Below are 26321 nucleotides of genomic sequence, written 5' to 3'. Positions count from 1 at the left end.
CCGCTCAGAGCGCGAGCAGGCCCGCGTCGGTCGAACGGAAGCCGCAGGCGTCGAGGTAGAAGGCGCGCAGGTGGGGTTCGAAGTCCACGTGCAGCCACTGGCAGCCCGCCGAACGAGCGCCAGTGGCCGCCGCGGCGACGAGCTCCGTGCCGATCCCACGACCACGAAGCCCGTCGACAACCATGGTGTCGAGCAGGAAGGCGTGCGCGCCGCCGTCCCACGCGACGTTGACGAAGCCGACGAGGGCCTCGTCAACACGGGCGCAGACCCAGCCGAGGCTGTGGCGCTGTACCTGGGTCCACCAGTCGACCTCGCCGACGGGATGGTCGAACGCCGCCGCGTGCAGGGCGTTGACCTCGACGTTGGTGAACGAACCGCGCCAGATCACGCCTGCGGCACGACCACAGTGCCGGTGGCGCGGGTGGCGATGATGGGCTCCGGCAGCACCTCGGCGGCCGAAGCACCCTTCGAAGGGGTGGCGCGGCACGTGACCCGTAGCTCGAAGGTCACGCCACGGGAGCGGGTGCCGATGCGGGTGAGGGTGGCGGTGGCCTCGACGACGTCGCCGGCCTTGAGCGGGGCCACGAACTGGACGGAGTCGTAGCCGGCGAACAGGCCCTCGTCGCCGTCGGTGCGGATGCACAGCTCGGTGGCGACATCGCCGAACATGCCCAGCCCGTAGGCGCCGTCGACGAGATTGCCGCCGTAGTGGGCGTGGGAGTACGGCACATAACGCCGGTGGGTGACGGAGAAACCCTCGACCAAGCTCACGCGGCCACGCCTTTCTGGGAGATGGTGTGCACGAGGTAAGAAGCGACCTCGCCTGGAGTCGTGCCGCGGCCGAAGACCCGGTCCACACCGAGCTCGCCGGCCATCAGCGGATCGAAACGGGGACCGCCGGCCACCAGCGTGGGCCGGGTGGAGCCCATGGCCTCGCGGAAGGCGGCGGACATCTCCTGGGTGTTGAGGATGTGCGCGTCCCGCTGCGTCACGACCTGCGACACCAACACGGCGTCGGCCTTCTCCGACCGGGCCCGCTTCACCAGCTCCGGCACGGAGACCTGGGCGCCGAGGTTGACCACCCGCAGCTCCCGGTAGTACTCCAGGCCCTTCTCGCCGGCGAAGCCCTTGATGTTGAGAATGGCGTCGATGCCCACGGTGTGCGCGTCGGTGCCGATGCACGCCCCGACGACAACCAGCTTGCGCCCCAACGAGTTCTTCACCGTCGAGTTCACCTCGTACGGCGACAGCAGCGGATACTCCCGCTCCACGACCTTCACCGCGTCCAGGTCGACCAGGTGGCTGACCGAGCCGTACACGACGACGAATGTGAAGTCCGCGCCGATGGCGTGCGAGTGCACCACCATGGCCGGGTCCATGCCCATCTTGTTGGCCAGCTGCTGCGCGGCGCCCTCGGCCCGGGGACCGTGTGCAACGGGCAGGGTGAACGACATCTGCACCATGCCGTCGCCGGTCGTGTCGCCATAGGGCCGCACGTAACGCTTCTGCTCAGTCACAGCCGGACTTTCACTCATGGCCAGCCTCCAGGAGCTCGCTGGCCGGGTTCACGTACCCGTCGGCCTTCACGATCACGCCGTCCGCGCCCTTGCCGGCGTCGGCCGGACGCTTCATCAACCCGAACGTGCCCTCGGCGATCGCCTTGAGCAGACCGTCGTCGACGATGCGCTCCAACAGGTCCACCGCCTCCCCCAGCACCTGCTCGGCCCGCTTGACGATGAAGCCGTCGGGCGAGGGCCGGAAGTCCTCGGCCAGGTTGCCGGCCGCGTTGAGCACGTACTTCACGTTGGCGATCGCCAGGTCCCGGTCGGACAGGAACGGCGTCACCACCGCCTCGGTCATCATGCCCACCAACAGGATCGACTGTCCGGTGAGGACACCGGCCAGGTTGAAGAACCCGTCCAGCAGGTAGCCGTTGAACACGTCGCCGGTCATGTGCTTGGTCGGCGGCATCCACTTCAGCGGCGCGTCCGGGAACAGCTCCCGCGCCAGCAGCGCGTGGGCCAGCTCCATCCGGAACGAGTCCGGCACCTTCGGGTTGATCTCGAACGCGTGCCCGAGGCCCAACAGCTCGTCCGGCAGACCGGCCTCGTGCGCGAAACGCTCGTTGAGCAGCTGCGACACGGTGACCGTGTGCGCGGCCTCGACCGCGTCGGCGGTGGTGAGGTAGTTGTCCTCGCCGGTGTTGATGATGATCCCCGCCCGCGCGTGCACCTGACGGGAGAACCGCTGGTCCACGAACGTCCGGATCGGGTTGATGTCCCGGAACAGGATCCCGTACATCGAGTCGTTCAACATCATGTCCAGCCGCTCCAGGCCGGCCAGCACCGCGATCTCCGGCATGCACAGGCCCGACGCGTAGTTGGTCAGCCGCACATACCGGCCGACCTCCTTGGACACGTCGTCCAGCGCCGCCCGCATGATCCGGAAGTTCTCCTGCGTGGCATACGTGCCGGCAAACCCGTGGTGCGTCGCGCCTTCCGGCACGTAGTCGAGCAACGACTGACCGGTGGAGCGGATGACGGCGATGATGTCCGCACCGGCCCGGGCGGCGTTGCACGCCTGCACGACGTCCTCGTCGATGTCGCCGGTGGCCACGATCAGGTAGATCCACGGCCGCTGCGGCGGATCACCCAGCTTCGCGATCAGCTTGTCCCGCTGGCCCCGGTTCCGGTCGACCGTGCGAAGTCCTTTGGCGACAGCGGTTTTCGCCGCCTTCGCCGCCTGCGTGGCGTCCTTGCCGGTAGGCACGGCGAACTGGATCTGCCCGGCCGCGGTGGCCTCGGCCAGCTCGGTCAACGAGCCTAGATCGTGCTCACGCAGCGCATGGAACGCGGGCAGCACCGAGCCGTGCTCCAGCCCGCACTGCTCCCGGATGGTGTCCACCACCCGGTTCACCCACGGCACATCACCCGCGCGATGCGTGGTGTCCGCGCCGGTGATGCCGGCCAACCGCAGCGTCGCCCGCTCCACGGCCACCGTCGTGTGCGCCCGCGCCAGCTCGATCACCGGCTCCGCCGCGCACGCCGCCAGCGCCCGCGCCCGCCCGGTGACCTCCGGGTCCAGATCCAGCAACGTCACCCAAGCGCCCCTTCCCGTTCGTAGATCACCTGACCGCACAACACCGTGCGCAGGCACTCCGGCAACGCCGCCCCCGGCTCCAGCACCGGCAGCGCCGGCACCCGCGACCGCGGATCCGTCGACCAGCGCTGCACCCGCGAGTCCGACGCCCCCACCACCAGCTCGTCCGCACGCCACACCGCGTACGTCGCCGGCGCACCCGGCACCAACGTGCCCGTCACACCGTCATCCACCCCGGCCGCCCGCCACCCGCCGCGCGTGTGCGCCGTGAACGCCGCGCGTGGGGAAACCCCGAAGCCCTCGGTGCGGTGGTGCACCGCGGCCCGGACCGTCTCCCACGGATCGACCGGGGTCACGGGCGTGTCGGAGCCCAGCGCGAGGAGAGCGCCCGAGGCCGCGAGCTGGGAGAACGGGTTCAACCGCGTGCCCCGCTCCGCGCCGAGGCGCTGCACGTACATGCCGTCCGGCCCGCCCCACGTGGCATCGAACTGCGGCTGCACCGACGCGACGACGCCCCAGGACGCCAACCGCGCCGCCTGCTCGGCGGTCACCATCTCCACGTGCTCCAGCCGATGCCGGCACGACGCCAGCTCCGGAGCCCCGACCTGCTTCTCCGCCAACTCGAAACCGGCGACCACCTCGGCCACGGCAGCGTCGCCGATGACGTGGAAACCGGCCTGCATACCGGCCGCAGTGCACGCCAGCACATGCTCGGCGATCGCCGCCGCATCCAAGTACAGCGCACCCGAGTTACCCGGGTCGTCGACGTACGGCGAGCACAGCGCAGCGGTACGCGAGCCGAGGGCACCATCAACGAACAGGTCCCCGGCAGCGCCGCGAGCGCCCAGGGCCTTGGCGGTCTCGACGCCGTTGACCTCGCCCCAGTAACCGACGACCTGCGGGCCGGTGCCGAGATTCAGGAGCTCACTGAGGTCGTCAGCGCTAGAGATGTCCGGGCCGGCGCACTCGTGCACGCAGGCCACGCCCCGCGAAGCCGCCAGCTGGAGAAAAGCCTCCTGAGCCTGGCGACGCTGCGCCGGAGCCACGGCATCCTTGGCCGCCCGCCGCACCTCGTGATGCGCCGCCCGCGACAAGGGACCGCTCTCCGACCAACCGTCACAGTCCCGTGCCTTGGGCGCGAGGGCGATCAGCGCGGTCGACGCCAACGCGGAATGCACATCGATCCGGGAGAGATAGACCGGACGACCCTGCGCCACCTCGTCCAACTCGGCCCGTGAAGGCGCGCGGCCCTCGACGAAGCGAGTCTCGTCCCAGCCATGCCCCCACACCGCCGCCCCCGGCGCGTCCCTCACCGCCGACAGCACCTCGGCGACGGAAGAAGCACCGGTGAGATCGACACCGGTCAGCAACAACCCCGCCGAAGTCGCATGCACATGCGCATCCACGAACGCCGGCGCCACGAACGCCCCGTCCAGATGCACGACCTCGGCCGTCTCGCCGTACAGGGCGACGCCGGGCGTGTCCTGACCCACCCACACCACGGTCCCGTCAGCCACCGCCATCGCGGTCGCGTCCGGGGACGACGCCGAGTAGACACGGCCGCCGACCAACAGGGTTGCCCCAGGGAATTGACGCTGCACAGTGCTCACGATCCGGCAGTCTGCCGCTCCCGGCCACGGAACAGCGCCAGCACCCCCGGCGTCGCCCGGGCCAGCTCCAACGCGAAATCCGCATGTCCAGGCACATATCCGTTGCCGATCAGCATCTCAACGTCGGCCGCGACACCCTCCGCGCCGAGCGCGGCCGCCGAGAACGACGTGGCCATCGAGAAGAAGATCACAGTCCCGCCCGGCGCCGTGGCCAGAATCGCCCCGTGCTCGCAGCCCGCGACGTCCACACACACCACGGTCACGTCGACCGCCTCACCCACGGCCTGCGCCACCGCCACCGGATTGCGCGCGTCAGCGACCACGACCTCATCGGCCAGCCCCGTCTCACGGACCGCGGCGGCTTCGCCCTCGGTCGGCACCAGTGCGACCAGCCGCGTCGCACCGGCGGCCCGGGCCGCGGCCAGCGACAGCGAACCGGACTTGCCGCCGCCACCCAGCACACACACCGACTTCGCGCCCTTCGACCGCACGACACGGTCGGTCAACGCCGGCGCACCACAGACATCCAGCACAGACAAGGCCAACTCGTCCGGCATGTCATCCGGCAACACCGCGGCGATCGACCGCCCGAACAGCACCGCCGTGCCCTCGCACGGCACCTGCTCATCCAGGCCGTCCCACCCCACCAGGCCGTCGGTGATCCGCAGCGGCGTCAGGGTGAGGGACACCAGCGTGGCGATCCGGTCGCCGACCTTCAGACCGAGAGGGGAGTCCGGACCCACCGCCGAGACGGTGCCCAGCAGCATCCCACCCGAACCCGTCACCGGATTCTGCATCTTCCCGCGCGCTCCGACGATCTCCAGCACGGCCTGGCGCACGGCAGCCCCGGAGCCGTGCGCCTCCCTCAACTGCCGATACGACGCGGCGTCGAGATTCAACCGCTCCACCGCCACCACGACCTCGTCCGGCCACGGCGACGGCTCCGCATCCAGCACCTCGGCCTGCTGCGGCAGCACACCCGAGGGCGACACCACCCGGTGCAACCCGATCGGCGAACCGGTCACGTCACCTGCCATCCCGAACTCCTTCGTCACTGGACGCGGCCACGCCGGAAGATTTACGTTCAGCCGACGCTCTGGCAGCATATCTTTACGTACCCCTGAGGGCGAGGAGCAGGTATGACCGCGCTGTACGAGACCCGTGCCGCCGCCATCGAGACCGCGGCCACCGCCGCCGACCAGCAGCCGTACGAGTACGTACGCCGCGAACTCGTCGAACCCGACTGGCGACGCTTCCCCGGCTGGCGCGACGTCACCGACGCCCAATGGCGCGACGCCCAATGGCAACGCGTGCACTGCGTCAAGAACATCAAGCAGCTCCGCACCGTCGTCGGAGACCTGCTCACCGAGCGCTTCTACGACGACCTCGCGGCCGACCAGCAGAACCTCGCCACCATGTCGATGCTGCTGCCGCCGCAGATGCTCAACACCATGGCCACCGACGCCGACCTCGAACCGGTCGCCTTCACCGAGGCCTTCTACACCGACCCGGTCCGCCGCTACATGCTCCCCGTGGCCAGCGACCGCATCACCACCTGGGCCAGCCACCCCCACAGCGCCCGCGACTCACTGCACGAAGCCGAGATGTGGGTCGTCGAAGGCCTCACCCACCGCTACCCCACCAAGGTCCTCGCCGAAATGGTGTCGACCTGCCCCCAGTACTGCGGCCACTGCACCCGCATGGACCTGGTCGGCAACTCCACACCCCAGATCGACAAGCACAAACTCCTGCTCAAACCGGTCGACCGGCAAGACGCCATGATCGACTATCTCAAGCGCACCCCCGGCGTCCGCGACGTCGTCGTCTCCGGCGGCGACGTGGCCAACATGCCCTGGCCCCAACTCGAGTCGTTCCTCATGCGCCTGCTGGACATCCCCACCGTCCGCGACGTCCGACTCGCCACCAAGGCGCTGGCCGGCATGCCCCAGCACTGGATCCAGCCCAAGGTCGTCGAGGGCCTGGAGCGCGTCGCCCGCACCGCCCACCGCCGCGGCGTCAACCTCGCCATCCACACCCACGTCAACCACGCCCAGTCGGTCACCCCACTGGTCGCCGAGGCCGCCCGCACCGCACTCGACGTCGGCGTCCGCGACGTCCGCAACCAGGGCGTGCTCATGCGCGGGGTCAACAACACCACCGCGAACCTGCTCGACCTGTGCTTCGCGCTCCAGGGCGAGGCCAACATCCTGCCGTACTACTTCTACATGTGCGACATGATCCCCAACGCCGAGCACTGGCGCCTGGCCGTCTGGGAAGCACAGGAACTCCAGCACGCCATCATGGGCTACCTCCCCGGCTACGCCACCCCGCGCATCGTCTGCGACGTCCCCTACGTCGGCAAGCGCTGGGTCCACCAGCTCTCCGAATACGACCGCGAACTCGGCATCTCCTACTGGACCAAGAACTACCGCACCGGCATCGAACACGACGACGCCGACGCCCTCACCCGCACCTACCCCTACTACGACCCGATCTACACCCTCGGCGAGTCCGGCCAGGGCTGGTGGGCCCAGCAGGAGAAGTGACCCCCGATGGCGGCCCGGCCACCGCGCGCGCCGGGCCGCCATCGACGAAAACCCCATCGGCCCGAATATGAGACAACCTCGACCACTTTCGATTCGCGTCGTCATTGTCTCACCGATTAATTGCCCGACCGACCGACACACCTTGTGGGACGAATTCCGACGCCACTAGCGTCGAAAACGCGCCCCTCCGGCGCACCAGCCCCCACAGGGAGTAGCCATGCGTCTCATCACGCGCGCAGCCGTCACCGTCGGCGCCGCCGGCCTGCTCGGCCTGGGCCTCACCGGAATCGCCGCCGCCGTCACGGTCACGCCCGACGGCGTGTTCCCGTCCAACAGCGCCTGCACCCAAGCCGGCCAGGAACACCTCCAGGGATGGCGGGCCACCCACCCCGGCGACACCTACACGCACTACATCTGCGTCGGCTCCGGAAACAAGTGGCAGCTCGAACGAATCTCCCAGTAAAACGAATTACCCGACGCTGCCCCCGAAGGCCCGGGGGCAGCGCCCGTGGCCTAGACTCACGCAGCGATGCGGAACTTCCTCCGCCGGGCCGCGATCATCCTGATCGTCTTCCCGGTGTTCGCCCTCCTCCTGCTCACCGGCGACAACCGCATCGTGCCGCCCCCTCGGCCACCCGAGAACGTCCCGCACGCCGTAGTCGCCCTCGGCGACTCGACCATGTCCGGCGAGGGCGCCGGCAACTACACGCCCGACACCGACGGCCCGGGCGGCAACTGGTGCCACCGAGCCCCGCAGGCCATGGTCCAGCGCATCAAGCTCCCGGACGTCACCAAGATCTTCAACTTCGCCTGCTCCGGCGCCAACTCCCAGGCCATCCGGCTCGACGGCCAACACCCCATCGAGCCCAGCCAGGCCGCCCAGCTCGGCGCGATCGCCAGCACCTACCGCATCGACGCCGTCGTCGTGGCCGTCGGCGCCAACGACGACCCCGAGTTCGGCCCCCTGCTCACCAGCTGCGTCGACGCCATCTTCGCCACCACCAAACCCGGCTGCGGCAAGAAGGCCGACCCCACCTGGCAGAACCGCGTCAACGCCATGGTGCCCAAGGTCGTCGCCGCGCTGCGCGACATCCGCCGCGTCATGATCGAACACGGATACGCCGACAGCGCCTACCAACTGGTGCTCCAGTCCTACGCCGCCCCCGTAGCCCCCGACATCCTGCGCAGCCTGCAGAACGTCAGCGGCTGCCCGCTGCGCACCGACGACCTGCACTGGGTCCAGGACCGCGCCGTCCCCGTCCTCAACGACGGCATCCGCCGAGCCGCCGACCAGGGCGGTGCCCGCTTCCTGGACCTCTCCCGCGCCGGCGTCGGCCACGAGGCCTGCACCGGCGGCCAGGAGTGGTTCACCCGCCTCACCCTCAACCTGGGCGACATCCAGGACAAGACGCGCTACACCCACGCCCTCCAGCAGTCGTTCCACCCCAACGCCGCCGGTTACACCGCCTTCGCCCGGTGCATGAGCCAGTTCCTCACGCTCACCGTCCGCCACGCCGCCTGTGTCCCCGACGGCCACGGCGACGTCCAACTGGCCCTGCCCACCACGTGACAGTTCGGCGGCCCCCGAACTAGAAGTTGCCTAGCGTGGGGGCATGCGCGCGCACCCGCTGGCCGAAGTCGCCGCCGTCCTCGCCGACCCCACCCGGGCCGCCATGTGCATGGCCCTGATCGACGGCCGCGCCTGGACCGTCGGCGAGCTGGGCAAGATGGCCGGCGTCGCGCCACCCTCGGCCACCGAGCAGGTGACCCGCCTGGCCGCCGCCGGCTTCGTCGAGACGGTCAAGCAGGGCCGGCACCGCTACGTGCGGCTCACCGATTCCCGCGTGGCCGACCTGATCGAGCAGCTCAACGAGCTCGCAGACCCGATCCCCCAGCCCCACAGCCTGCGCTCGTCCCGGCGTGCCGAGCGGCTGGCCTTCGCCCGCACCTGCTACGACCACATCGCCGGGCACCTCGGCGTCGCCCTGCGCGCCGGCATGCTGACCGCTGGCCTGATCTCCACCGCCAGCGGCCTCGCCCTCACCCCTCGGGGCCACGAGGTGCTCGACGCCTTGGAGATCAAGCTCCCCGGCGGCCGCCGCCCCCTGCTCCGCGAATGCCTCGACTGGACCGAGCGCCGCGAACACCTCAGCGGCTCCCTGCCCGCCGCCCTCCTCCAGCACGCCCTCGACCACGCCTGGGTCGCCCGCGGCCCCGACCGCAGCATCAAGCTCCTCGACCCCCAGGCCTTCGCCGTGCTCGGCGCCTCGCTGTAGGCGCCGTACGCGGTGTCCACGAACGCTGGCCGGATCACCGCCTTCGTCGACGCTTTCGCGCTTTGGTCCGTGCTGGTAGTTGCTTTTGTGCTCGTTAGAGCACTCTATTTAGTCGTCACTGAAGCTATAGTGATATTATCTAGCTAGACACTGCGAGGTGCGGCCAGCAGGTACTCCGCTGCCACCGGCTCCCATGCCGGGAACCCCGCCTCGTTGCGTACCAGGCGGCCGAAGGCCTGGTCGCCGAAGTGCGTGCCGAAGCCCAAGGTGCCGGGCTGCTCCAACTCCCCCACCAGCCGAGCGCGGGCCTTGAGCACGCCCGCGGTGTCGGTGTCGGGCATCGATCCCCACTCGGGATGGGTGATCTGGGCCGGCGCGTGGAAGGCGTCGCCGAAGGCGACGATCCGGCCGGCGTCGGTGGACACCACATACGACGTGTGCCCCGGTGTGTGGCCGGACATCACGATGGCCCGCACCCCCGGCCACACCTCGTCGCCCTCGCGGATCAGCTCGTGGTTGCCGCGCATAGGCGCCACGGTTATCTCCTCCAGCACGCCGGGCACCTCGACACCGTGCTCGTGCGGCGCCCACTCCTCCGCCGCCACCAGGTAGCGGGCGTTGGGGAAGAACTTCTGCCCGTCCACGAACGCCCAGCCCACGTGATCCACGTGCAGATGCGTGTAGGCCACGGTGTCGATGCCGCCGGGGTCGACGCCCAACGCGGCCAGGGTGTCGGGCATCGCGCCGCAGTCGGCCGCCCCGAGGTGCCGCTCCCCCACCGTGATCGGCCCGGCCAACGGTCCGAGGCCGGCGTCGATCAACAGCTTGCGGTCGGCCCGCTCCACCAGCAGTCCGCCGGCGGACATCGCGATGCGCCCCCGCGCGTCGACCATTTCGGGGTGTTCGCCCCAGAACTCCCCCGGCACCGCCGGGAAGAAGGCCCGCGCCTCCAACGCCATCGCGCCGTCGACCACGAAGGTGAGCCGGGTGTCGCCCAGCTCCAGCCGACGCACCGCGGACTGCTCGTTCAGGAACCCCACTTCAGCCATGGATCTTGTTCTACCGGCCGTCTGAGGTCTCCTGGCGGCTTTTCGTCTCACTCGACGTAATCCGCGGCACGGGTCACTGTGTCTATGTTCAGTCTTCACTGAAGTCATAGTGCCACTGTACGTACATAACAGTAGGTACAGTTCGGCCATGTCCACCCGCGACCGGCTGGTCGAGAGCACCCGGGAGCTGCTGCGCGAGCGTGGCTACACCGGCACCAGCCCGAAGGCCATCCAGCAGCGCGCGGACGCCGGCCAGGGCAGCATGTACCACCACTTCGCCGGCAAGCAGGACCTCGCGCTGGCCGCGATCACCCGCAACGCCGAGGAGCTCACCGCCACCGCCGAACGTGAGCTCTCCTCCCCCGGCTCGCCGGCCGAGCGCATCGCCGGCTGGCTGCGCCGGGAACGGGAAATCCTGCGCGGCTGCCCGATGGGCGTGCTCGCGCAGGACCCGGAGATCATCGCCAGCGACGCGCTCCGCTCCCCCATCGCCGAGCACTTCGACTGGATTCGTGGCCAGCTAAGGGAAATCCTCGCCGAAGGCGGCCTCGACGCCCGCCTGGCCGACACGTTCCTGGCCGTACTGCAGGGTGGCTACGTGCTGGCCCGAGCGGCCGGGAACACCGAGCCGTTCACCGACGCCGTGGAGGGCGCCATCGCCCTGCTGGAGCGGGCGACCGCCGTCTGACGGCCGCCCGCATCGATCAGGACAGGTGCCAGATCTGATTGGCAGTGCCGGCGCAGTCCCAGATCTGCACCTGGGTGCCCGGCGTCGTGGAGTACGCGGGATCATCCAGGCACTTGTTGGACTGCGGGTTGTAGAACGTGCCGTTGGACTGCGGTATCCACACCTGCGCGCCGGTGTTGTTGCAGTCGTACAGCTGGACCTTGGTGCCGTTGGCCGTGCCGCCGCCCGCGATGTCCATGCACTTGCCCAACACGTGCAGGGTCGTGCCGGCCTGCACGAAGCTCCACTGCTGGGCCGCGCTGCCGTTGCAGGTGTAGACCTGAATGTGCGAGCCGTTGGCGGTGCTCGCGGCATTGTCGTCGAGGCACAGGCCGGCGTAGCCCGTGATCGCGCCGCCGCCGGGCGGCGGCGGGTTCCCGCCCCCACCGCTGGTGGTGTACGCGGCGACGTACTGGACGGTCATGGCCCCGCCGGAAGTCGTGGCGCCGTTCGGCGAGGTGCAGCCGCACACGCCGTTCGGGAACGCGCCGCCCATGGCCAGGTCGAACAGGATCGTCAGGTTGTGGTCGTAGGCCTGCTGCCAGGTGGCCGTGCCGACCTGGCCCTCGGTGACCGTGAAGTACGAGGCCCCGTCCAGGTAGAAGGTGATCGACTCGTTGGACGTGTTGGTGCGGTCCAGGATCATCGTGTACGTGTGGAAGCCGGTCTGGCAGCCGCCGCAGGCGCGCAGCCCGCTGCCGATGCCGTTGCCCTCGTTGCACGGGCCGCCCGGGGACACTCCACAGTGGATGGTGCCGGCGACCTGGGAACGCGCGTTGACGTCCTCCATGATGTCGATCTCGCCGTTCTCCGGCCACTGCCCCTGGCCCAGCATCCAGAACGCCGGCCAGTAGCCGAGGCCGCTGCCCGGGTTGGGCTGCTGGATGGACGCGGTGACCTCGAGCTTGCCGCCCGCCGGCGCGCCGGCCACGGCCGACGGCGTCTGGATCCGGCCGGACGTCCAGTTGTTGCCCGACCCCAGCGCGATCAGCTGGAGGTTGCCGTTGCCGTCGAGCCGGACGTTGTTGGTCGAGTTGGTCATCGTCTCGATCTCACCGGTGCCGAAGTTCGAGCCGGGGCCGGTGTTGTACATCCAGTTCGCGCCGTTCACGGGGCTGCCCGCGGAGCCGTTGAAGTCGTCGCTGAACACGGTGGTCCAGCCGGCCGGCGGCGCGGGCACGTCGCCCTGGGCCTGGGCGCCGGCGAACGCGGTGAGCAGCACCGTCATCGCGCCGACGGAGAGCAGGGACATCGAGCGTCTGAGCAGGGTTCTGACAGGCAGGGTCATCGTTGACTCCACAGGGTCGGCGGTCGCCGTGGCGGCCGACAGCGCTTCACGGCAGGGCAGGACCTGCCGAAACTCATGGAAGCGCTCCCATTCCCCGACGGCAATAGCCCGTTCGACCTATCGGCCCAGAAAAACCGGACAAGCGGCGCGGAAAGGCGCCTCACACGCCCGGCGGGCGGTCCTCGTACGGGGTGGACAGCACCACCGTGGTGCGGGTGGACACGTTGGCCTGCTCCCGGATCTGCCGCAGCAGCTCCTCCAGCGCGGTCGGACCGGCGACCCGCACCTTCAGCACGTAGGAGGCGTCGCCGGCCACCGAGTAGCACGCCTCGACCGCTGCCAGGTGCTCCAGCCGGTGCGGATAGTCGTCCGGGGCGGCCGGGTCGATCGGCGTCAGCGAGATGAACGCCGTCAGCGGCAGGCCCACCTGCTCGCCGTCCACGCGCGCGGCGTACCCCTTGAGGACACCCCGCTGCTCCAGCCGCCGCACCCGCTGGTGCACGGCGGACACGCTCAGCCCCACGCGCTCGGCGAGGTCGGTGAAGCTGCACCGGCCGTCCTGGGTCAGCTCGCGCAGGATGGCGCGGTCGATCGGTTCCAGCGGTGTCGTCACGAGGGCAGCACCACCAGCTCGTGCGGGCGGGTGTTGAGGCGCACCGCGCCCTCCTCGCTGACGACGACGATGTCCTCGATCCGGGCGCCCCAGCGGCCGGGCAGGTAGATGCCGGGCTCGACGCTGAAGGCCATGCCGACCTCCAGCACGAGGTCGTTGCCGCTGACGATGTACGGGTCCTCGTGCACGTCCAGGCCGATGCCGTGGCCGGTGCGGTGCACGAAGTACTCTCCGAAGCCGGCGTCGGCGATGACGTCGCGCGCCGCCGCGTCCACCGCCTCGGCGGTCACGCCCGGGCCGGCGGCGTCGACCGCGGCCTGCTGCGCGTTCTTGAGGACGGCGTAGGTGTCCATGACGTCGTCGAAGCCCGGCACACCCACCGAGTAGGTGCGCGTGGAGTCGGAGTTGTAGCCCTCCGGCACCGGGCCGCCGATGTCGACCACGACCACGTCGCCGGCTTCGATGACCCGGTCGGAGACGCCGTGGTGCGGGCTGGCGCCGTTGGGGCCGGAGCCGACGATGACGAACTCCGCCACCTCGTGCCCCTCCTCCACGATCGCCGCCGCGATGTCCGCGCCGACCTCGGCCTCGGTGCGGCCGGGGCGCAGCCACTCGCCCATCCGCGCGTGCACCCGGTCGATCGCCGCGCCCGCCTTGCGCAGCGCCTCGATCTCGCCGTCGTCCTTGCGCATCCGCAACTCGCGCAACACCGGGCCGGCCAGGCCCTGCCTCGCGTCCGGCACCGCGTCGCGCAGGCCCAGGGCGTGCAGCGCCGGCATCATGTCCGTCACGGCCATGGACTTCGCCGTGCCCTTGAGCAGGTCGGCCACTAGTCGGTACGGGTCTTCGCCGTCGACCCACGTCGCCACGTGTACGCCAAGGGCCTCGGTCGGCACGCCGGCGTAGCCGGGCTGCTCCAGCTTGGGCACCACCAGCGCCGGCTCGGCCGCGCTGCCCGCGGCCGGCAGAACCAGACAGGTCAGCCGTTCGAACGAGGAGCCGCCGGCGCCGAGCAGATAGCGCAGGTCGGAACCGGGGGACACGAGCAGGGCGTCGACACCGGCCGACGCGGCGGCCTCGGCGGCCCGGCGGAAGCGGTCACGGAGGGACTCGACGTCGATCGGGGCTGCGCTGACGGACATGAGGCAAGAGCCTAGCGAGGTCGGCCGGCAAGCGGATCATGCGTTCGAAGCGGCCCCCGCCCGAAGGGGGTGCTTCTGGATAACTTTCCGGTCACCGGAGGTGCACGCGTCCAGATGGCGGATGTTTCTAGCGCGCTGTGCCGGTTAACTCCATACCTGTCACCCGATTGGGGGCTCAAGTCGACGCAAGTCGATCGGCCGATAAACAGAGAGTGACCGCGAGGAGTAGATGATGTTCGTTTTGTGGACGTCAGCACTCGTTGTGGTGGCGCTCGGCTGCTGGGCGCACATCCTCCACCCGGCCCCCACACGGGCCGTGACCAGGCCGATCAGCCTGCGGCGCACCCGACGGTCCACCGACCGGCTGCTGCGCGAGCTGGCCGAGTCCGGGCAGCTGGTCCCCCCGCTGCCGATGCCGCGGCGTGAGGACGACGCGCTGGCCGCCGGCCGGGTGACGATCGTGAGCCGCAGGCCCACCCCCGAGCCCGAGTCGTCAGGCGACCGCACCCCCGACGTGGTCGCCTGACGACTCGCCTTTCACGCTCACGGGCAGTGGCTCGTCGAGCCGACGCCAGACCCGGAACACGAACGGGCACAGCGTCACCGTGAGATAGAGACCAGCGGTGACCAGCAACGCCGTGGTCAACCCCGCGAACTGCACCGTCGCGCCGCCGGCCAGCGCGCCCAGCGGCATCCCCACCTGGGCGCCAGCCGCCACCACGCCGAACACTCGGCCGCGCATCGACTCCGGCACCCGCGTGAACAGCTGGCTCAGCAGGATCGGGTTGATCATGCCGGAGGCGAACGACGTCACCGCTGTCACCAGGAACAGCACCGTCAGCGACGGCTCCATCGCCATGGTGATCAGTCGCGGCGCACCGGTCAGCAGGAACGCCACGGAGTAGGTGACCCAGGTCGGCAGTCGTTCGCCGAACGTCCCGTAGAAGACGATCCCGCACAGCGAACCGGCGCTGGACGTGCCGACCATCAGACCGAGCAGGACGCTGCTGTGCAGGACCTCGTTGCCGAACGAGGGCAGCAGGACGGAGCCGTAGGCGCCGTCGAGGGTGTTGGTGGCCATGACCATCAGGACCACGGCGGCCAGCAGGCGCTCGGCCTTCAGGTAGCGGATGCCGTCTTTCAGCTCGGCGAGGTGGCCCTTGGGCGACCAGGGCTGTGGCTTGGCCTGCGCGATGTCGACGTGGATGAACGCCGTGGTCAGCAGGGCCGATGCGAGGTAGGTGGCCGCGTCGACGTACAGGACCTCGGCCGGGCCGAGGAACGCGATCAAGAGGCCGGCCGACGCCCCGCCGAGCAGCCGTCCGGTGCGGCCCGCGCCCTCCAACAGGCTCGATGCGCGGGAGATCGGCGTTCTCGCCAACTTCGCGGTCGAGGGGAGCAGCGCGTCGACGGCCGTGCCGCCTGGAGACCTGGTCAGGCCCTGCACGACGACCAGCGCTATGAGGGCTTCGAGCGGCAGGGCGTTGACCGCGGCGAGCAGCGGGACCAGGCCGACCATGATCGCCGCCAGCGCGTCCGAGCCGATGCTCACCAGGCGAGGCTGGATCCGGTCGACCAGCGGGCCGCCCAGCGCCGAGGAGACGATGAGGCCGGCGACCTCGGCCGCCCCGACCAGGCCCATCTGGGCGGCGCTGCCGGTCGTGTGCAGGACGTACCAGGGGATGGACAGGACCGTCATCGCCGTGCCGACGCCCGAGATGGTGGTGCCCGCGAGCAGGGCCAACAGGGGGATTTTCATCGTTGGGTCTTCCTCGGGAAGCCCTGGAGCTGGGTCACCACGATCTCGTCGCCCGGGCGCTCGGGCCGGCGGTACTTGTCGATCACCTCGTGCAGTTCGTCGCGCATGGCCTTGAGCTCGGCCGGGGTGAGCGGGAGCTCCTGGTCGGACATGACGAACGACTCCCGCCACGACTGTTCCCAGTCCTGGCCCAGGAAGGTCGTCATCCGGCGATAGCTGCTGGAGGCGATCTCGTACAGGTAGGCGTTGAGGGCGCCGGCCGAGTCCTCGTCGTCGCGGAAGTCCTCGATGCGCAGCTCGGTCGACTCGTAGGCCGCCTTCCACCAGCGTTCCCGCTTGTTGCCGCGCTCCTCGTCCTGCTCGATCAGGCCGTGGTCGGCCAGTTGGCGCAGGTGCCAGCTGGTGGTGCCGCTCGTCTCCCCCACCCGCTGCGCCAGGCCCGTCGCCGTCGCCGGGCCGTCCGCCCTGAGCAGGCCCAGCAGCCTGATCCGCAGCGGGTGGGCCAGGGCCCGCAGCGTCTTCGCGTCGAGCCTGATCTCCGTCATGGGTCCACCGTAGCGACCGCAGAGGATCCTTTGCAGAGGTTTCTCTGCAATTGCCCCTCGGATCGTGGCCTGTCAGGGGTAGCTGGTTGACTTGTGCGATGACCGCTGCCCCGCTGGTGCTCCTGGACTCGGCCAGCCTGTACTTCCGGTCGTTCTACGCGCTGCCGGACTCCATGACCTCCCCCGACGGCCAGCCGGTCAACGCCGTGCGCGGCTTCGCCGACACCGTCGCCCGCATCCTCATCGAGCGGAAGCCCTCGCGGCTGGTCGCCTGTCTCGACGCCGACTGGCGGCCCGCGTTCCGGGTCGAGGCCCTGCCTTCGTACAAGGCGCACCGGGTCGCCGAGGCCGGCGACGGCTCCGAGGAGGAGGTGCCCGACGCCCTCACTCCCCAGGTGCCGATCATCCTCGACCTGCTCGACGCCGCCGGCCTGGCCACCGCCGAGGCCGTCGGCTACGAGGCCGACGACGTCATCGGCGCCCTCGCCCACGCCGAGAAGGCCTCCCCCGTCGAGGTCGTCACCGGCGACCGCGACCTCTTCCAGCTGGTCCGCTTCTCCCCCACCCCCGTCACCGTCATGTACGTCGGCCGGGGCTGGAACAAGGTCGAGATCATCGGTCCCCCCGAGCTCGCCGCCAAGTACTCCCTCCCCGTCGACTCGGCGGGCGACGCCTACGCCGAGATGGCCGTCCTGCGCGGCGACCCCTCCGACGGCCTCCCCGGCGTCCCCGGCATCGGCGAGAAGACCGCCGCCAAGCTCATCACCGACTTCGGCTCGCTGGCCGGCGTCCTGACCGCCGTCTCCGACCCCCGCGACCGCCGCCTCACCGCCCGCATCCGCACCAAGCTCACCGAGGCCGCCCCCTACCTCGCCGCCGCCCCCACCGTCGTCCGCGTCGCCGTCGACGCCCCCGTCGTCCTCGACCGCCCCGACCCCGTCCCGGCCGGCCCCGCCGACGTCGACCGCCTCCTGGCGTTGAAGAAGCGCTGGAACCTGGGGACCTCCGTGGACCGTCTCATTGCCGCACTGAGGAGCTGAGACCGAGGAGGTCGCGTTGGCTCGCGGTCTGTCGTACCGGGACGCGGCGGTGTTGCTGGGCGGCGGCCCTGAGACCACAGTGGTCGCCGCCCTGGACAAGCTGTTCGGCGGGGCACTGCTGACGGCTTCGGTGTTCAGCCCCGCCTTGGCGCTCAGCCTCTTCGACGCCAAGGCGGAACTGTTCAAGATCAGCAACGAGTTGATCGGCGGCCTCGGCGACCGGGTACGCGGACTGAGTCGATACGACCGGACCCGTCGACTGGAGGCGGCGAACGCGGTCGCGGAGATGGCCGCGTTCTTCGATTGCCTCAGCGAGATCGGCCTTCCGCGAGAACTACGCCCGACCAAGGCCGAGCAGGTGGCGGTTGCCCTGGAAAGTGGGCATGCGTCCTTCCAGGGGCTGATATTGGACAAGGCCCCGCCGGTCCCGATGCCCAGCATGCACTCGGAGCAGCACACGGCGGATCTACGCGCTCACTATCTTTCACTGACCCTGTCGCTCCAGGCGTTCCTCGAAGGCTTGGCCTCCTGGGACGTCCTCGCCGGCGGCCAGCGCGCCGCGATCCTGGATCGTCTCCGAGTCGTGCCGGATCGCGCCGCCGCACGGTACGCGGAGATGTTCCGCCGGCTGGCCCTGGAGTTCCCGGAGTTCGGCTACTGGGCCAACCAGCTTGACCACCGAGCGACTCGTGCGCACGTCGACGTCGCGCTCGCCGGCCTGGCTGTCTCCCTTGAGCGCCTGCGCATCGGCCGCGACCCCGCCGGCACCCGGCTCGACCTCGCCCGGAGGTACCAGGCCGTGCTCCGTCGGCCCGGGCGAACGTTCGGCGACCTGCGGGAACCAGCGATCGACCGCTGCTACGTCAATCCGAACTTCCGGGTCGGGCAGCCACGCCTCGACCAGATCACCAGCACCGACTGGTGGGACGACCAGCCGCTGCGCACCGACTTCCAGGACTTCCTCGTCGGCCATCTGACGTCACCGATGGCCGCGGAGGCGCCGCTGGTGGTGCTCGGCCATCCCGGCGCAGGCAAATCACTGCTCACCCAGATGCTCCCGGCCCGCTTGCCGGCCAGCGACTTTCTCACGGTCCGGGTGCCGCTGCGTGACGTCCCCACCGACGCCGATCTGCAGACCCAGATCGAAGTGGCGATCCGCAACGACACCGGCGCCGACACGACCTGGTCGGAGCTGGTGGCGACCGCGGGCGACGCGCTGCCGGTGGTCCTGTTGGACGGCTTCGACGAGCTGTTGCAGGCGACCGGCCAAAGCCACTCCAACTACCTGGAACGGATCGCCGCGTTCCAGCAGCGCGAGGCGGACCTGGGCCACCCGCTCGCGGTCGTGGTGACCAGCCGGCTGACGGTCGCCGACCGGACCAGACCGGTGTCCGGCATGGTCACGCTGCTGCTGGAGTCCTTTGACGACAGGCAGATCGAGCGCTGGTTGACGGCATGGAACGAGTGCAACGCAGCCACACTGGCGGCTCGCCGCGTCCGCCCGCTGCCACCGACCACGGCACTGCGATACGAGGAACTCGCGCGACAACCGCTCCTGCTGCTGTTGCTGGCCATCTACGACTCGGATGCCAATGCCCTGCACCACGCCGAGCGTCTGCACGAGGCTGACCTCTACGAACGACTGCTCACCAACTTCACGCGCCGCGAGGTGCTGAAGTCCGACGAGTCGCTCAGCGATGGCGAGCTCGAACAGCTTGTGGCCCAGGAGATGCTGCACTTGTCGGTCGTGGCGTTCGCCATGTTCAACCGCAACCAGCAGTGGGTCTCCGAGGCCGAGCTCGACAACGACCTCCGCGCCATGGTCGACCAGCCCGCGCGAGCCGAACTGCTGGTCGGACGCTTCTACTTCGTCTACGTCGCCCAAGCGACGGACGACCAGAAACTGCTCAGGACCTACGAGTTCCTCCACGCCACCTTCGGCGAGTTCCTGGTCGCCCGGTTGGTGGTGCAGGAGTTGGACAACCTGGTGGCTGCCGCTGCCGTGCCCAGCACGCCTGGACGTCCGCGCGAGATCGACGACCGGTTCCTCCATGCGGTGCTGTCCTTCGCGCCGCTCACCATGCGGCTCACCGTGGTGGAATTCGTCAGCACGATGCTTGCCGGTCGCCCGGACATCGCCCAGGTCACCGACCTGCTCCTGGGGCTGTTCCGCACCGCGCTCCAGCATCGGAGCCTGCCTGCTCTGAACTACCAGCCGGCGAGGTTGTCGGCGCCGGCCCGCGCGGCGACGTATTCGGCGAACCTGTTCTTGTTGGCGGCCCTCACCGCCGGCCAGCTCACCAGCGCACAACTGTTCCCGGACCGGGAAGATCACGCGATCGAGTGGACGCGGACCGCGCAACTGTGGCGGTCACAGCTGCCGTCCGAAGGGTGGACCACTCTCGTCTCCGCATTCTCGGCCGTCCGTGAATGGGATGACGAGGTCCGCGTCGTCCGCCTCGTCGTCGGCGACACCGCCCCCGCCGGCCACCCGATCGGCGCGGACTGGACCTACAACGTCAGACCCACGGAGTGGGACAGCACCATTTTCATGCAGCATGACAACGACTGGGTGATGCGGGCGGAGGTCGAATTCACGGGTGGCCGACTGCAGGAGGTGGGGCTGCACAACCTTGAGCCGTTCACGGGCGAGCTCGGCGACCTGCTGATGGCGTTCCACGCCGTGCCGGGCAAGGGCTTGATCAGCGCCGCACGGGCGCTCACCACTCTCTGGCTGGCATCCGGCCAGCGGGTGGATCCGATGGAGTTGAGCGACGAGTACCGTGCGTGCCTGTGGATAGCCACGTACGGATTCGGGCCGGATGACGAGCAGACCCGCCGTGCATTCCGGGACATCGTCCTGCATCAGCTCAGGTACGACCTGCCACGACTGGGCTCTGGGTGGATCCCGACAGCGGTCGACGAGCTCGAGTCCAGCGGCGTGTCCTGGTACACGGCCGCGCTGGAATTCCTCGCGGAGCTGCGTCAACTCCGCCATGGCGACTGAATTCCGTAGGCGCTGGTCCGGCGGTTGCTCAGGGCAGTCGGCATCTCGACCAGATCCGGAAGTCGTTCGATCTCTGACGTTAATCCGAGCCACCGTCGGGTACTCGCCCGTATGGACGCACGACTGGGGACGGCCGCGGCGGTAGCGGTGCTGGTGGTGGCGCTGGCGGGGTGTGGGGGGCGGACGCAGGCGGAGGCGCCGGTGCAGCAGGCGAAGCTGCCGCCGGCCACGAGCAGCGCCCCGACGACGACCACGCCGCCACCGCCGCCGGAGTTGCCGATGGGTGGGAGGACGGTGTTCCCGCAGTACCGGGTGGTGGCGTACTACGGGACGGGGGGCACGCCGGCGCTGGGGGTGCTGGGGCAGGGGACGCCGGAGGAGGCGGCCGACGCTGTCGACAAGGCGGCGCAGGGGTTCGCGACGCCGGATCGCAAGGTGCAGCCGGCGATGGAGTTCATCGCGACGGTGGCGGACGGGTATCCGGGGCCGGACGGGGCGTACAGCCACCAGGTGGCGTCCGAGGAGGTGCAGCGGTACCTGGACGTGGCCCGCGAGCACCATCAGCTGTTCATAGTGGACGTCCAACCGGGACAAAGGGACTTCATGTCGGCGGTGCAGCCCTACCGTGACCTGCTGGCGCAGCCGGATGTGGGACTGGCGCTGGACGCGGAGTGGCGGATGGAGCCGGGGCAGGTGCCGGGCACGGTGATCGGGCACGTGGGGGCGACGGAGGTGAACGGGGTGCTGGACTGGGTGGCGGAGCTGACGAAAAGCCGCGACCTGCCGCAGAAAGTCGTGCTGCTGCACATGTTCCGGGCGTCGATGATCCCGGATCTGGCGGGGGTGGCGGAGCATCCGGAGCTGGCGCTGGTGCAGCACCTGGACGGGTTCGGGGGCGTGGAGACGAAGATGGACATCTACCACGCCATCGCGAACCCCGACAAGTTCCACATGGGGTTCAAGCTGTTCTACCAGCAGGACAAGCCGATGCTGGGACCGGACGAGGTGCTCAGGATGACGCCGCAGCCGGAGTTCGTCAGCTATCAGTGATCTTGGCGGCGGTGGCGACGATGCGGGTGATGAACGCCGACTTGGCGGCGGTGTAGCCGGCGCGGTCGTCACGGAAGCGAGAGGCGAGGAAGTACTTGAGCTCGGCGTAGGCCCGGGCGGTGTCGGGGTGGGTGCGAAGGTAGTCGCGGAAGGCCAACACCTGGGCGAAGTCGAGGTTGTCGGCGGTGCAGACGTACAGGTGGTGGGCGGGGGCGCCGGCGGGGGTGGTGAAGGCGTGCCGGCCGGTGACACCGAGGTCGCCCTCGTGGCTGTAGCCGAGCGGGGCGAGGCGGCCGATCACCGCGGGCAGGTGGCCGAGGGTGTCGACGACGGCGGTGAGGTCGATGACGTCCCTGGCGGCCAGGCCGGGCACGGCGGTGCTGCCGACGTGCTCTATGCGGTCGACGAGACCGGCTAGGGGCCCGGCCAGGCCGTCCCGCAGGGAGGCGAACACGGAAGGCCAACGCCGGTCATAGGCGACGATCTCGATCACGGGGCGACCCGCAGCCGAGACACGAGCACGGCGCCGGCGACCATGACGGCGCCGATGGTGACCAGGCCCCACTGGCTGGAGCCGAACAGGTCGGTCATCCACCCGACCCAGTACGGCCCGAGGAAGCCGGAGAGGTTGCCGATGGAGTTGATCACGCCGATGCCGGCGGCCACGGCGGCGCCGGACAGGAAGGCCGACGGCAGCGTCCAGAAGCACGGGAAGGCGGCCATCACGCCGATAGCGCACGCGCACAGCCCCACGTAGCCGAGCCACGGGGCGGAGGTCAGGAAGGCGGACACGGCCAGCACTACGCCGCCGACGGCCATCGGGACCAGGGTGTAGGCCACTCCTCGCCCGATCCGATCACAGCGACGCCCCCACCAGACCATGGCGATCGCCCCGATGGCGTAAGGCAGCGCGGTCAGCAGGGTGGCGGGCAGGTTGGCCAGCCCGAGTGACGTCTTGAGGATGGTCGGCATCCAGAACCCGAGCCCGTACAGGCCGAACGCGATGGCGAAGTACACCAGCCCCAGGGCGATCACCCGAGGATGCAGGACGGCCCGTCGCACGGACATCTCCGGCACCGCGGCGTCCTCGCGGGCCAAGGTCGACGTGATCCACTCCCGTTCCTCGGCGCTGAGCCACCGGGCGTCGGCCGGACGGTTGGGCAGCAGCCACAGCAGCAGCACGCCGAGCAGGATCGACGGCAGGCCCTCCAGCAGGAACAGCCACCGCCAGCCGGCCAGGCCGCCGAGACCGTCCAGTCCCAGCAGTAAGCCGCCGAGCGGCGCGCCGATGGCCGTGGACAGCGGCACGGCGACCATGAACAGGCCGGTCACCGTGGCCCGCCGCGCCGCCGGGAACCAGTAGCCCAGGTAGAGGATCATGCCGGGGAAGAAGCCGGCCTCGGCCACCCCGAGCAGGAAGCGCAGCACGAAGAAGCTGGTCTCGCCCTGGATCGCCGCGCAGGCCGAGGCCACGATCCCCCACACGACCATGATCCGCGCCATCCACACCCGCGCCCCGACCCGGTGCAGGATCAGGTTGCTCGGCGCGTCCAGCAGCACGTAGCCGACGAACAGCAGTCCGGCGCCCAGCCCGTACGCCGTCGCCGACAGCCCGAGCTGCTTGTTCATGGTCAACGCCGCCACGGACAGGTTGGTCCGGTCCAGGTAGGCGAAGAAGTAGCACACGGCCATCAGCGGGACCAGTCGCCAGGTCGCCCTGGCCAGGACCCGCTGCCCCACGTCGCCGGAGATCACGCGCTGAGCGTATCGACAGGTTCGGCACGGACACTTCCCCACCGGTCCGGACGTTGTCCGTATTGAGACGAAGGAGACGAGATGGGCCTGCTCGGAACGCTGCTCGGCTTCGTGGTGACGCTGTTCATCCTGCTGCTGATCTTCCGGATGATCCTGGACTGGGTGTCGCTCGCCGGTCGCGGTCCGTACTGGACGGTCCGCGCGCGCCGGCTGGCGCACGCCGGCACCGAGCCGGTGATCGCGCCGGTCCGCCGGGTGATGCCGCCGATACGGGCCGGCGGCATCGGCATCGACCTGGCGTTCACGGTCGTGTTCGTGGCGGCGCTGATCCTGCGCGGCATCCTGTTCAGCCTGTGACCGCCACGATGCGGTGAGAGGCGGCGAGAGCCGCCGATCGGCCGGCCGCGCTGCACTACCCTCCCCCCGGTGAACTCGAAGGCTGAGCGGCGGAGCTGGCTCCAACACCATCACACCCGGGCGTACGAGATCGCCACGAGGATCACTCGAATGGTGAGCGGCACCCGCGATCCCGCCGACCTCACCTTCCTCGAGGACCTCATGATCGAGTACGTGCGTCCGTGGTGCACCTCGACCGCGGTGCACCAGCTGGCCGAGGTCATCATGGACGAGATGTTCCTGTTCGACAGGAACGGGCCGTACGTCGAGCACGTCGACGAGGCCGGCCGGCGCCGGCGGTATCTGCCGGTGGACGTCCTGATGCAGTCGCACCGGATACGGGACGGCGAGATGTTCACGGTGCCCGAGCCGTTCGGCCAGAACGTCCGGTCGATCAGCCGGGTCCGGCCCGGTGACGACCGGAAGGATCCGATCGTCGAGGCCTGCCACGCGCACTACATCGGCCTGTCGGACAGCGAGGACTACCGGGAGCTGACCGAGTACCTGTGCGACGAGGTGTTCCGCATCATCTTCCCGAACCGGCTGTTGCTCGCGCGGATCCACGAGCTCCTCGCGCCACGGGTCGCTGCCCTGCCGGTCGACCACCTGCGGGAGGCCCCGGGCGCCGGCATCTTCGTGCTGCCGGACGGCTCGATCAGGCGGATGACGCCGCCGGAGCACTTCCTGCGGGCGGTGTTCTTCCGCGACCTCGGCCGCTGCGTGCACTGCGAGCGGCGGGTGGAGGGCATCTTCGAGTCCGTCATGCCGATGGCCAACTTCGAGTTCATGGTGTCGCCCGACGAAGGCGGCCTGCAGGACTACACGAACCTGCAACTGGTCTGCGGGAACTGCAAACCGACCCCGCCCGAGCAGTACGTGCCCCGCCTGTTCAGCGTGTGACGGCGAGGCCCTGGTCGAGCAGGGCCAGCGCCTCCGTGACGTGCTCGGCGCAGTGCGAGTCGGGAGTGGTCAGCCAGCTCTCGATGGCGACGCGCAGCGCGGCGTAGGTGGCGGCCACGAGCAGGCGCGTGCGCAGGACCTGCCGCGGGGTCGGGTCGGGCGGCAGGAGCTTGTCGACAAGTTGATGCTCCTGCTCGACGGTCCGCTCCAGAAAGGTGGCGCGCAGGGCGGGGGTGCGGGCGAGGAGCTCCTGCACGCGGCGGAAGCGCTCGTGGTCGCCGTCGATGGTGGTGATCACGGCCTCGGCCAGGGTGGGGGCGGTGTCGACGGCGTCGAGGAGCCGGGTGAACTCCTCGTCGTGCACGGCGAGCAGCACGCCTTCCTTGGCGGTGAAGTACCGGAAGAAGGTGCGCGGCGAGACGTCGGCGGCGGCGGCGATCTCCTCGACGGTGGCGGCATCGAAGCCCTTGGCCTCGAACAGCGCCAGCGCGGCGTCCACCAGGGCGGACCTGGTCTGCTGCTTCTTGCGCTCGCGCAGCCCGCACAGCTTCGTCACGGCGTCAGCCTAGCGGAACAAAGTGTCATTTGACGCCAAGTGGCAGGCTGTGCCACTTTTGGGGCATGACCTCCTGGCGCACTGCCGACATGCCCGACCTCACCGGCAAGACGGCGCTGGTGACCGGCTCGAACAGCGGCATCGGCTATCAGGCCGTGCTGGGCCTGGCCGAGCACGGCGCCCACGTGCTACTGGCCGCCCGCAACCCGGAGCGCGGCGAGAAGGCGGTCGCGGCGGCGAAGGCCAAGCTGCCGAACGCCCGCATCGACCTGGTCCACCTGGATCTGGCCGACCTCGGCAACGTGCGGGAGACGGCCAAGGCGGTGCTGGCCGAGCACGAGCACCTGGACTTCCTGATCAACAACGCCGGCGAGAAGGTGGTGCCCGAGCGGCGCACCACCAAGGACGGCTTCGAGGCCCAGTTCGGCACCAACCACCTCGGCCACTTCGCCCTGACCGGCCTGCTGCTGCCGGCCCTGCGCGCGGGCGCCCGGGTCGTGACGATCACCAGCGCCTCGCACCGGTTCAACGACTTCGACATCGACGACCCGCAGCAGGAGCGGGCCTACAAGCCGATGCGCGCGTACGGCCGCTCCAAGCTGGCCAACATGATCTTCACCCTGGAGCTGGACCGCCGCCTCGGCGGCACCGGGATCGCCAGCCACGCCGCCCACCCCGGCTTCGCCGTCGATCCCGAGATCGGCCTGGGCAATCCCGTGCTGGATGTGCTGTCCAAGCCGATGGTGCAGGACATGGCCGGCGGCGCGCTGCCCACGCTGTACGCGGCGACGGCGCCGAACCTGCCCGGCGGCAGCCTCATCGGCCCGGGAAACCTGTTGCGCACCAAGGGATCCCCGCGCCTGGAGAAGCCCTCCCCCAAGGCCACCGACCCCCGTCTGGGCCGCCGCCTGTGGGAGCTGTCGGAGGAGCTGACCGACGTGCGGTACCTCAGTTCTTGAGCCT

At 69.9% G+C, this 26321-nt stretch carries 27 protein-coding genes; 12 read left to right on the top strand and 15 right to left on the bottom strand.

The window, feature by feature from the left end; translation table 11 throughout:
* Positions 1–4: 4 nt before the first annotated feature.
* The 6 genes from AB0M73_RS30235 to AB0M73_RS30210 are packed head-to-tail and all read right to left on the bottom strand — an operon-like array spanning position 5 to position 5746.
* A complete protein-coding gene (locus AB0M73_RS30235; protein WP_363897464.1) occupies positions 5–388 on the bottom strand; it encodes a GNAT family N-acetyltransferase in 384 nt (127 codons plus the stop codon).
* Positions 385–771: a hotdog domain-containing protein gene (locus AB0M73_RS30230; RefSeq protein ID WP_363897461.1), complete on the bottom strand. Its 387-nt coding sequence runs from the start codon at positions 769–771 to the stop codon at positions 385–387. The genes AB0M73_RS30235 and AB0M73_RS30230 overlap by 4 nt, the downstream gene beginning before the upstream one ends.
* A complete protein-coding gene (locus AB0M73_RS30225) occupies positions 768–1517 on the bottom strand; it encodes an OAM dimerization domain-containing protein (protein ID WP_363897458.1) in 750 nt (249 codons plus the stop codon). The genes AB0M73_RS30230 and AB0M73_RS30225 overlap by 4 nt, the downstream gene beginning before the upstream one ends.
* A 10-nt stretch (positions 1518–1527) precedes the next feature.
* The gene (locus AB0M73_RS30220) at positions 1528–3099 is read right to left on the bottom strand and encodes a lysine 5,6-aminomutase subunit alpha (RefSeq protein WP_363897456.1); all 1572 of its coding nucleotides are present in this window, start codon (positions 3097–3099) and stop codon (positions 1528–1530) included.
* On the bottom strand, positions 3096–4709 hold the full coding sequence (locus tag AB0M73_RS30215; RefSeq protein WP_363897453.1) for an amidohydrolase: 1614 nt from the start codon (positions 4707–4709) through the stop codon (positions 3096–3098). The genes AB0M73_RS30220 and AB0M73_RS30215 overlap by 4 nt, the downstream gene beginning before the upstream one ends.
* Positions 4706–5746, bottom strand: coding sequence for an L-erythro-3,5-diaminohexanoate dehydrogenase (locus AB0M73_RS30210; protein ID WP_363897450.1), 1041 nt, complete (start codon positions 5744–5746; stop codon positions 4706–4708). Before AB0M73_RS30210 ends, AB0M73_RS30215 begins: the two co-directional genes overlap by 4 nt.
* 102 nt (positions 5747–5848) lie before the next feature.
* On the opposite strand from AB0M73_RS30210, the gene AB0M73_RS30205 reads away from it, so the two are divergent.
* The 4 genes from AB0M73_RS30205 (at position 5849) to AB0M73_RS30190 (ending at position 9531) form a co-directional block, all read left to right on the top strand.
* Entirely contained in the window at positions 5849–7255 is a 1407-nt protein-coding gene (locus AB0M73_RS30205) for a lysine 2,3-aminomutase (protein WP_363897447.1), read from the top strand.
* Positions 7256–7472: 217 nt separating this feature from the next.
* A complete protein-coding gene (locus AB0M73_RS30200; protein WP_363897444.1) occupies positions 7473–7718 on the top strand; it encodes a hypothetical protein in 246 nt (81 codons plus the stop codon).
* A gap of 66 nt (positions 7719–7784) precedes the next feature.
* Positions 7785–8825 carry a GDSL-type esterase/lipase family protein gene (locus tag AB0M73_RS30195; protein ID WP_363897441.1) on the top strand — a complete coding sequence of 347 codons (1041 nt, stop codon included), beginning with the start codon at positions 7785–7787 and terminating at the stop codon, positions 8823–8825.
* A gap of 43 nt (positions 8826–8868) precedes the next feature.
* The gene (locus tag AB0M73_RS30190; RefSeq protein ID WP_363897438.1) at positions 8869–9531 is read left to right on the top strand and encodes a winged helix-turn-helix domain-containing protein; all 663 of its coding nucleotides are present in this window, start codon (positions 8869–8871) and stop codon (positions 9529–9531) included.
* A gap of 143 nt (positions 9532–9674) precedes the next feature.
* Here AB0M73_RS30190 and AB0M73_RS30185 read toward each other — a convergent pair whose 3' ends face one another.
* Positions 9675–10580 carry an MBL fold metallo-hydrolase gene (locus AB0M73_RS30185; protein ID WP_363897435.1) on the bottom strand — a complete coding sequence of 302 codons (906 nt, stop codon included), beginning with the start codon at positions 10578–10580 and terminating at the stop codon, positions 9675–9677.
* A gap of 148 nt (positions 10581–10728) precedes the next feature.
* On the opposite strand from AB0M73_RS30185, the gene AB0M73_RS30180 reads away from it, so the two are divergent.
* Positions 10729–11268 carry a TetR/AcrR family transcriptional regulator gene (locus tag AB0M73_RS30180; RefSeq protein ID WP_363897432.1) on the top strand — a complete coding sequence of 180 codons (540 nt, stop codon included), beginning with the start codon at positions 10729–10731 and terminating at the stop codon, positions 11266–11268.
* Positions 11269–11284: 16 nt separating this feature from the next.
* Here AB0M73_RS30180 and AB0M73_RS30175 read toward each other — a convergent pair whose 3' ends face one another.
* The 3 genes from AB0M73_RS30175 to AB0M73_RS30165 all read right to left on the bottom strand — a co-directional run bounded on the left by AB0M73_RS30175 (position 11285) and on the right by AB0M73_RS30165 (position 14350).
* On the bottom strand, positions 11285–12595 hold the full coding sequence (locus AB0M73_RS30175; protein ID WP_363897429.1) for a ricin-type beta-trefoil lectin domain protein: 1311 nt from the start codon (positions 12593–12595) through the stop codon (positions 11285–11287).
* Between the two features lie 160 nt (positions 12596–12755).
* Entirely contained in the window at positions 12756–13208 is a 453-nt protein-coding gene (locus AB0M73_RS30170; protein ID WP_198047657.1) for an Lrp/AsnC family transcriptional regulator, read from the bottom strand.
* Complete coding sequence (locus AB0M73_RS30165; RefSeq protein ID WP_363897426.1) at positions 13205–14350, bottom strand: Xaa-Pro peptidase family protein; 1146 nt, start codon at positions 14348–14350, stop codon at positions 13205–13207. The genes AB0M73_RS30170 and AB0M73_RS30165 overlap by 4 nt, the downstream gene beginning before the upstream one ends.
* A gap of 232 nt (positions 14351–14582) precedes the next feature.
* On the opposite strand from AB0M73_RS30165, the gene AB0M73_RS30160 reads away from it, so the two are divergent.
* Entirely contained in the window at positions 14583–14876 is a 294-nt protein-coding gene (locus AB0M73_RS30160) for a hypothetical protein (protein ID WP_363897423.1), read from the top strand.
* Here the strand turns inward: AB0M73_RS30160 and AB0M73_RS30155 are convergent.
* Both AB0M73_RS30155 and AB0M73_RS30150 read right to left on the bottom strand, forming a co-directional pair.
* Positions 14844–16109 carry an MFS transporter gene (locus tag AB0M73_RS30155; RefSeq protein ID WP_363897420.1) on the bottom strand — a complete coding sequence of 422 codons (1266 nt, stop codon included), beginning with the start codon at positions 16107–16109 and terminating at the stop codon, positions 14844–14846. The genes AB0M73_RS30160 and AB0M73_RS30155 overlap by 33 nt on opposite strands.
* Positions 16106–16654 carry a helix-turn-helix domain-containing protein gene (locus AB0M73_RS30150; protein WP_043727359.1) on the bottom strand — a complete coding sequence of 183 codons (549 nt, stop codon included), beginning with the start codon at positions 16652–16654 and terminating at the stop codon, positions 16106–16108. Before AB0M73_RS30150 ends, AB0M73_RS30155 begins: the two co-directional genes overlap by 4 nt.
* A gap of 98 nt (positions 16655–16752) precedes the next feature.
* Between AB0M73_RS30150 and AB0M73_RS30145 the strand changes: the two genes are divergently transcribed.
* The 3 genes from AB0M73_RS30145 (at position 16753) to AB0M73_RS30135 (ending at position 21751) form a co-directional block, all read left to right on the top strand.
* Complete coding sequence (locus AB0M73_RS30145) at positions 16753–17694, top strand: 5'-3' exonuclease H3TH domain-containing protein (protein ID WP_363897416.1); 942 nt, start codon at positions 16753–16755, stop codon at positions 17692–17694.
* A 16-nt stretch (positions 17695–17710) separates the two neighbouring features.
* Positions 17711–20701, top strand: coding sequence for an ATP-binding protein (locus AB0M73_RS30140; protein WP_363897413.1), 2991 nt, complete (start codon positions 17711–17713; stop codon positions 20699–20701).
* A gap of 111 nt (positions 20702–20812) precedes the next feature.
* The gene (locus AB0M73_RS30135) at positions 20813–21751 is read left to right on the top strand and encodes a hypothetical protein (RefSeq protein ID WP_363897410.1); all 939 of its coding nucleotides are present in this window, start codon (positions 20813–20815) and stop codon (positions 21749–21751) included.
* On the opposite strand, the gene AB0M73_RS30130 is transcribed toward AB0M73_RS30135, so the two are convergent.
* Together AB0M73_RS30130 and AB0M73_RS30125 are read right to left on the bottom strand one after the other, a co-directional pair.
* Entirely contained in the window at positions 21738–22244 is a 507-nt protein-coding gene (locus AB0M73_RS30130) for a GrpB family protein (RefSeq protein ID WP_363897408.1), read from the bottom strand. The genes AB0M73_RS30135 and AB0M73_RS30130 overlap by 14 nt on opposite strands.
* Complete coding sequence (locus tag AB0M73_RS30125) at positions 22241–23506, bottom strand: MFS transporter (RefSeq protein ID WP_363897405.1); 1266 nt, start codon at positions 23504–23506, stop codon at positions 22241–22243. Before AB0M73_RS30125 ends, AB0M73_RS30130 begins: the two co-directional genes overlap by 4 nt.
* Before the next feature lie 81 nt (positions 23507–23587).
* Here AB0M73_RS30125 and AB0M73_RS30120 point away from each other — a divergent pair, with 81 nt between their 5' ends.
* Both AB0M73_RS30120 and AB0M73_RS30115 read left to right on the top strand, forming a co-directional pair.
* A complete protein-coding gene (locus AB0M73_RS30120; RefSeq protein WP_043727351.1) occupies positions 23588–23863 on the top strand; it encodes a YggT family protein in 276 nt (91 codons plus the stop codon).
* Positions 23864–23932: 69 nt separating this feature from the next.
* On the top strand, positions 23933–24802 hold the full coding sequence (locus AB0M73_RS30115; protein WP_363897400.1) for a hypothetical protein: 870 nt from the start codon (positions 23933–23935) through the stop codon (positions 24800–24802).
* Here AB0M73_RS30115 and AB0M73_RS30110 read toward each other — a convergent pair.
* Positions 24792–25358 carry a TetR family transcriptional regulator gene (locus AB0M73_RS30110; protein ID WP_363897397.1) on the bottom strand — a complete coding sequence of 189 codons (567 nt, stop codon included), beginning with the start codon at positions 25356–25358 and terminating at the stop codon, positions 24792–24794. The genes AB0M73_RS30115 and AB0M73_RS30110 overlap by 11 nt on opposite strands.
* A 65-nt stretch (positions 25359–25423) precedes the next feature.
* Here AB0M73_RS30110 and AB0M73_RS30105 point away from each other — a divergent pair, with 65 nt between their 5' ends.
* A complete protein-coding gene (locus AB0M73_RS30105) occupies positions 25424–26317 on the top strand; it encodes an oxidoreductase (RefSeq protein ID WP_363897394.1) in 894 nt (297 codons plus the stop codon).
* Positions 26318–26321 lie beyond the last annotated feature (4 nt).

The organism is Kutzneria sp. NPDC051319, from assembly GCF_040682195.1.
Taxonomy (GTDB): domain Bacteria; phylum Actinomycetota; class Actinomycetes; order Mycobacteriales; family Pseudonocardiaceae; genus Kutzneria.
This window is presented reverse-complemented; position numbering and strand designations above follow the sequence as displayed.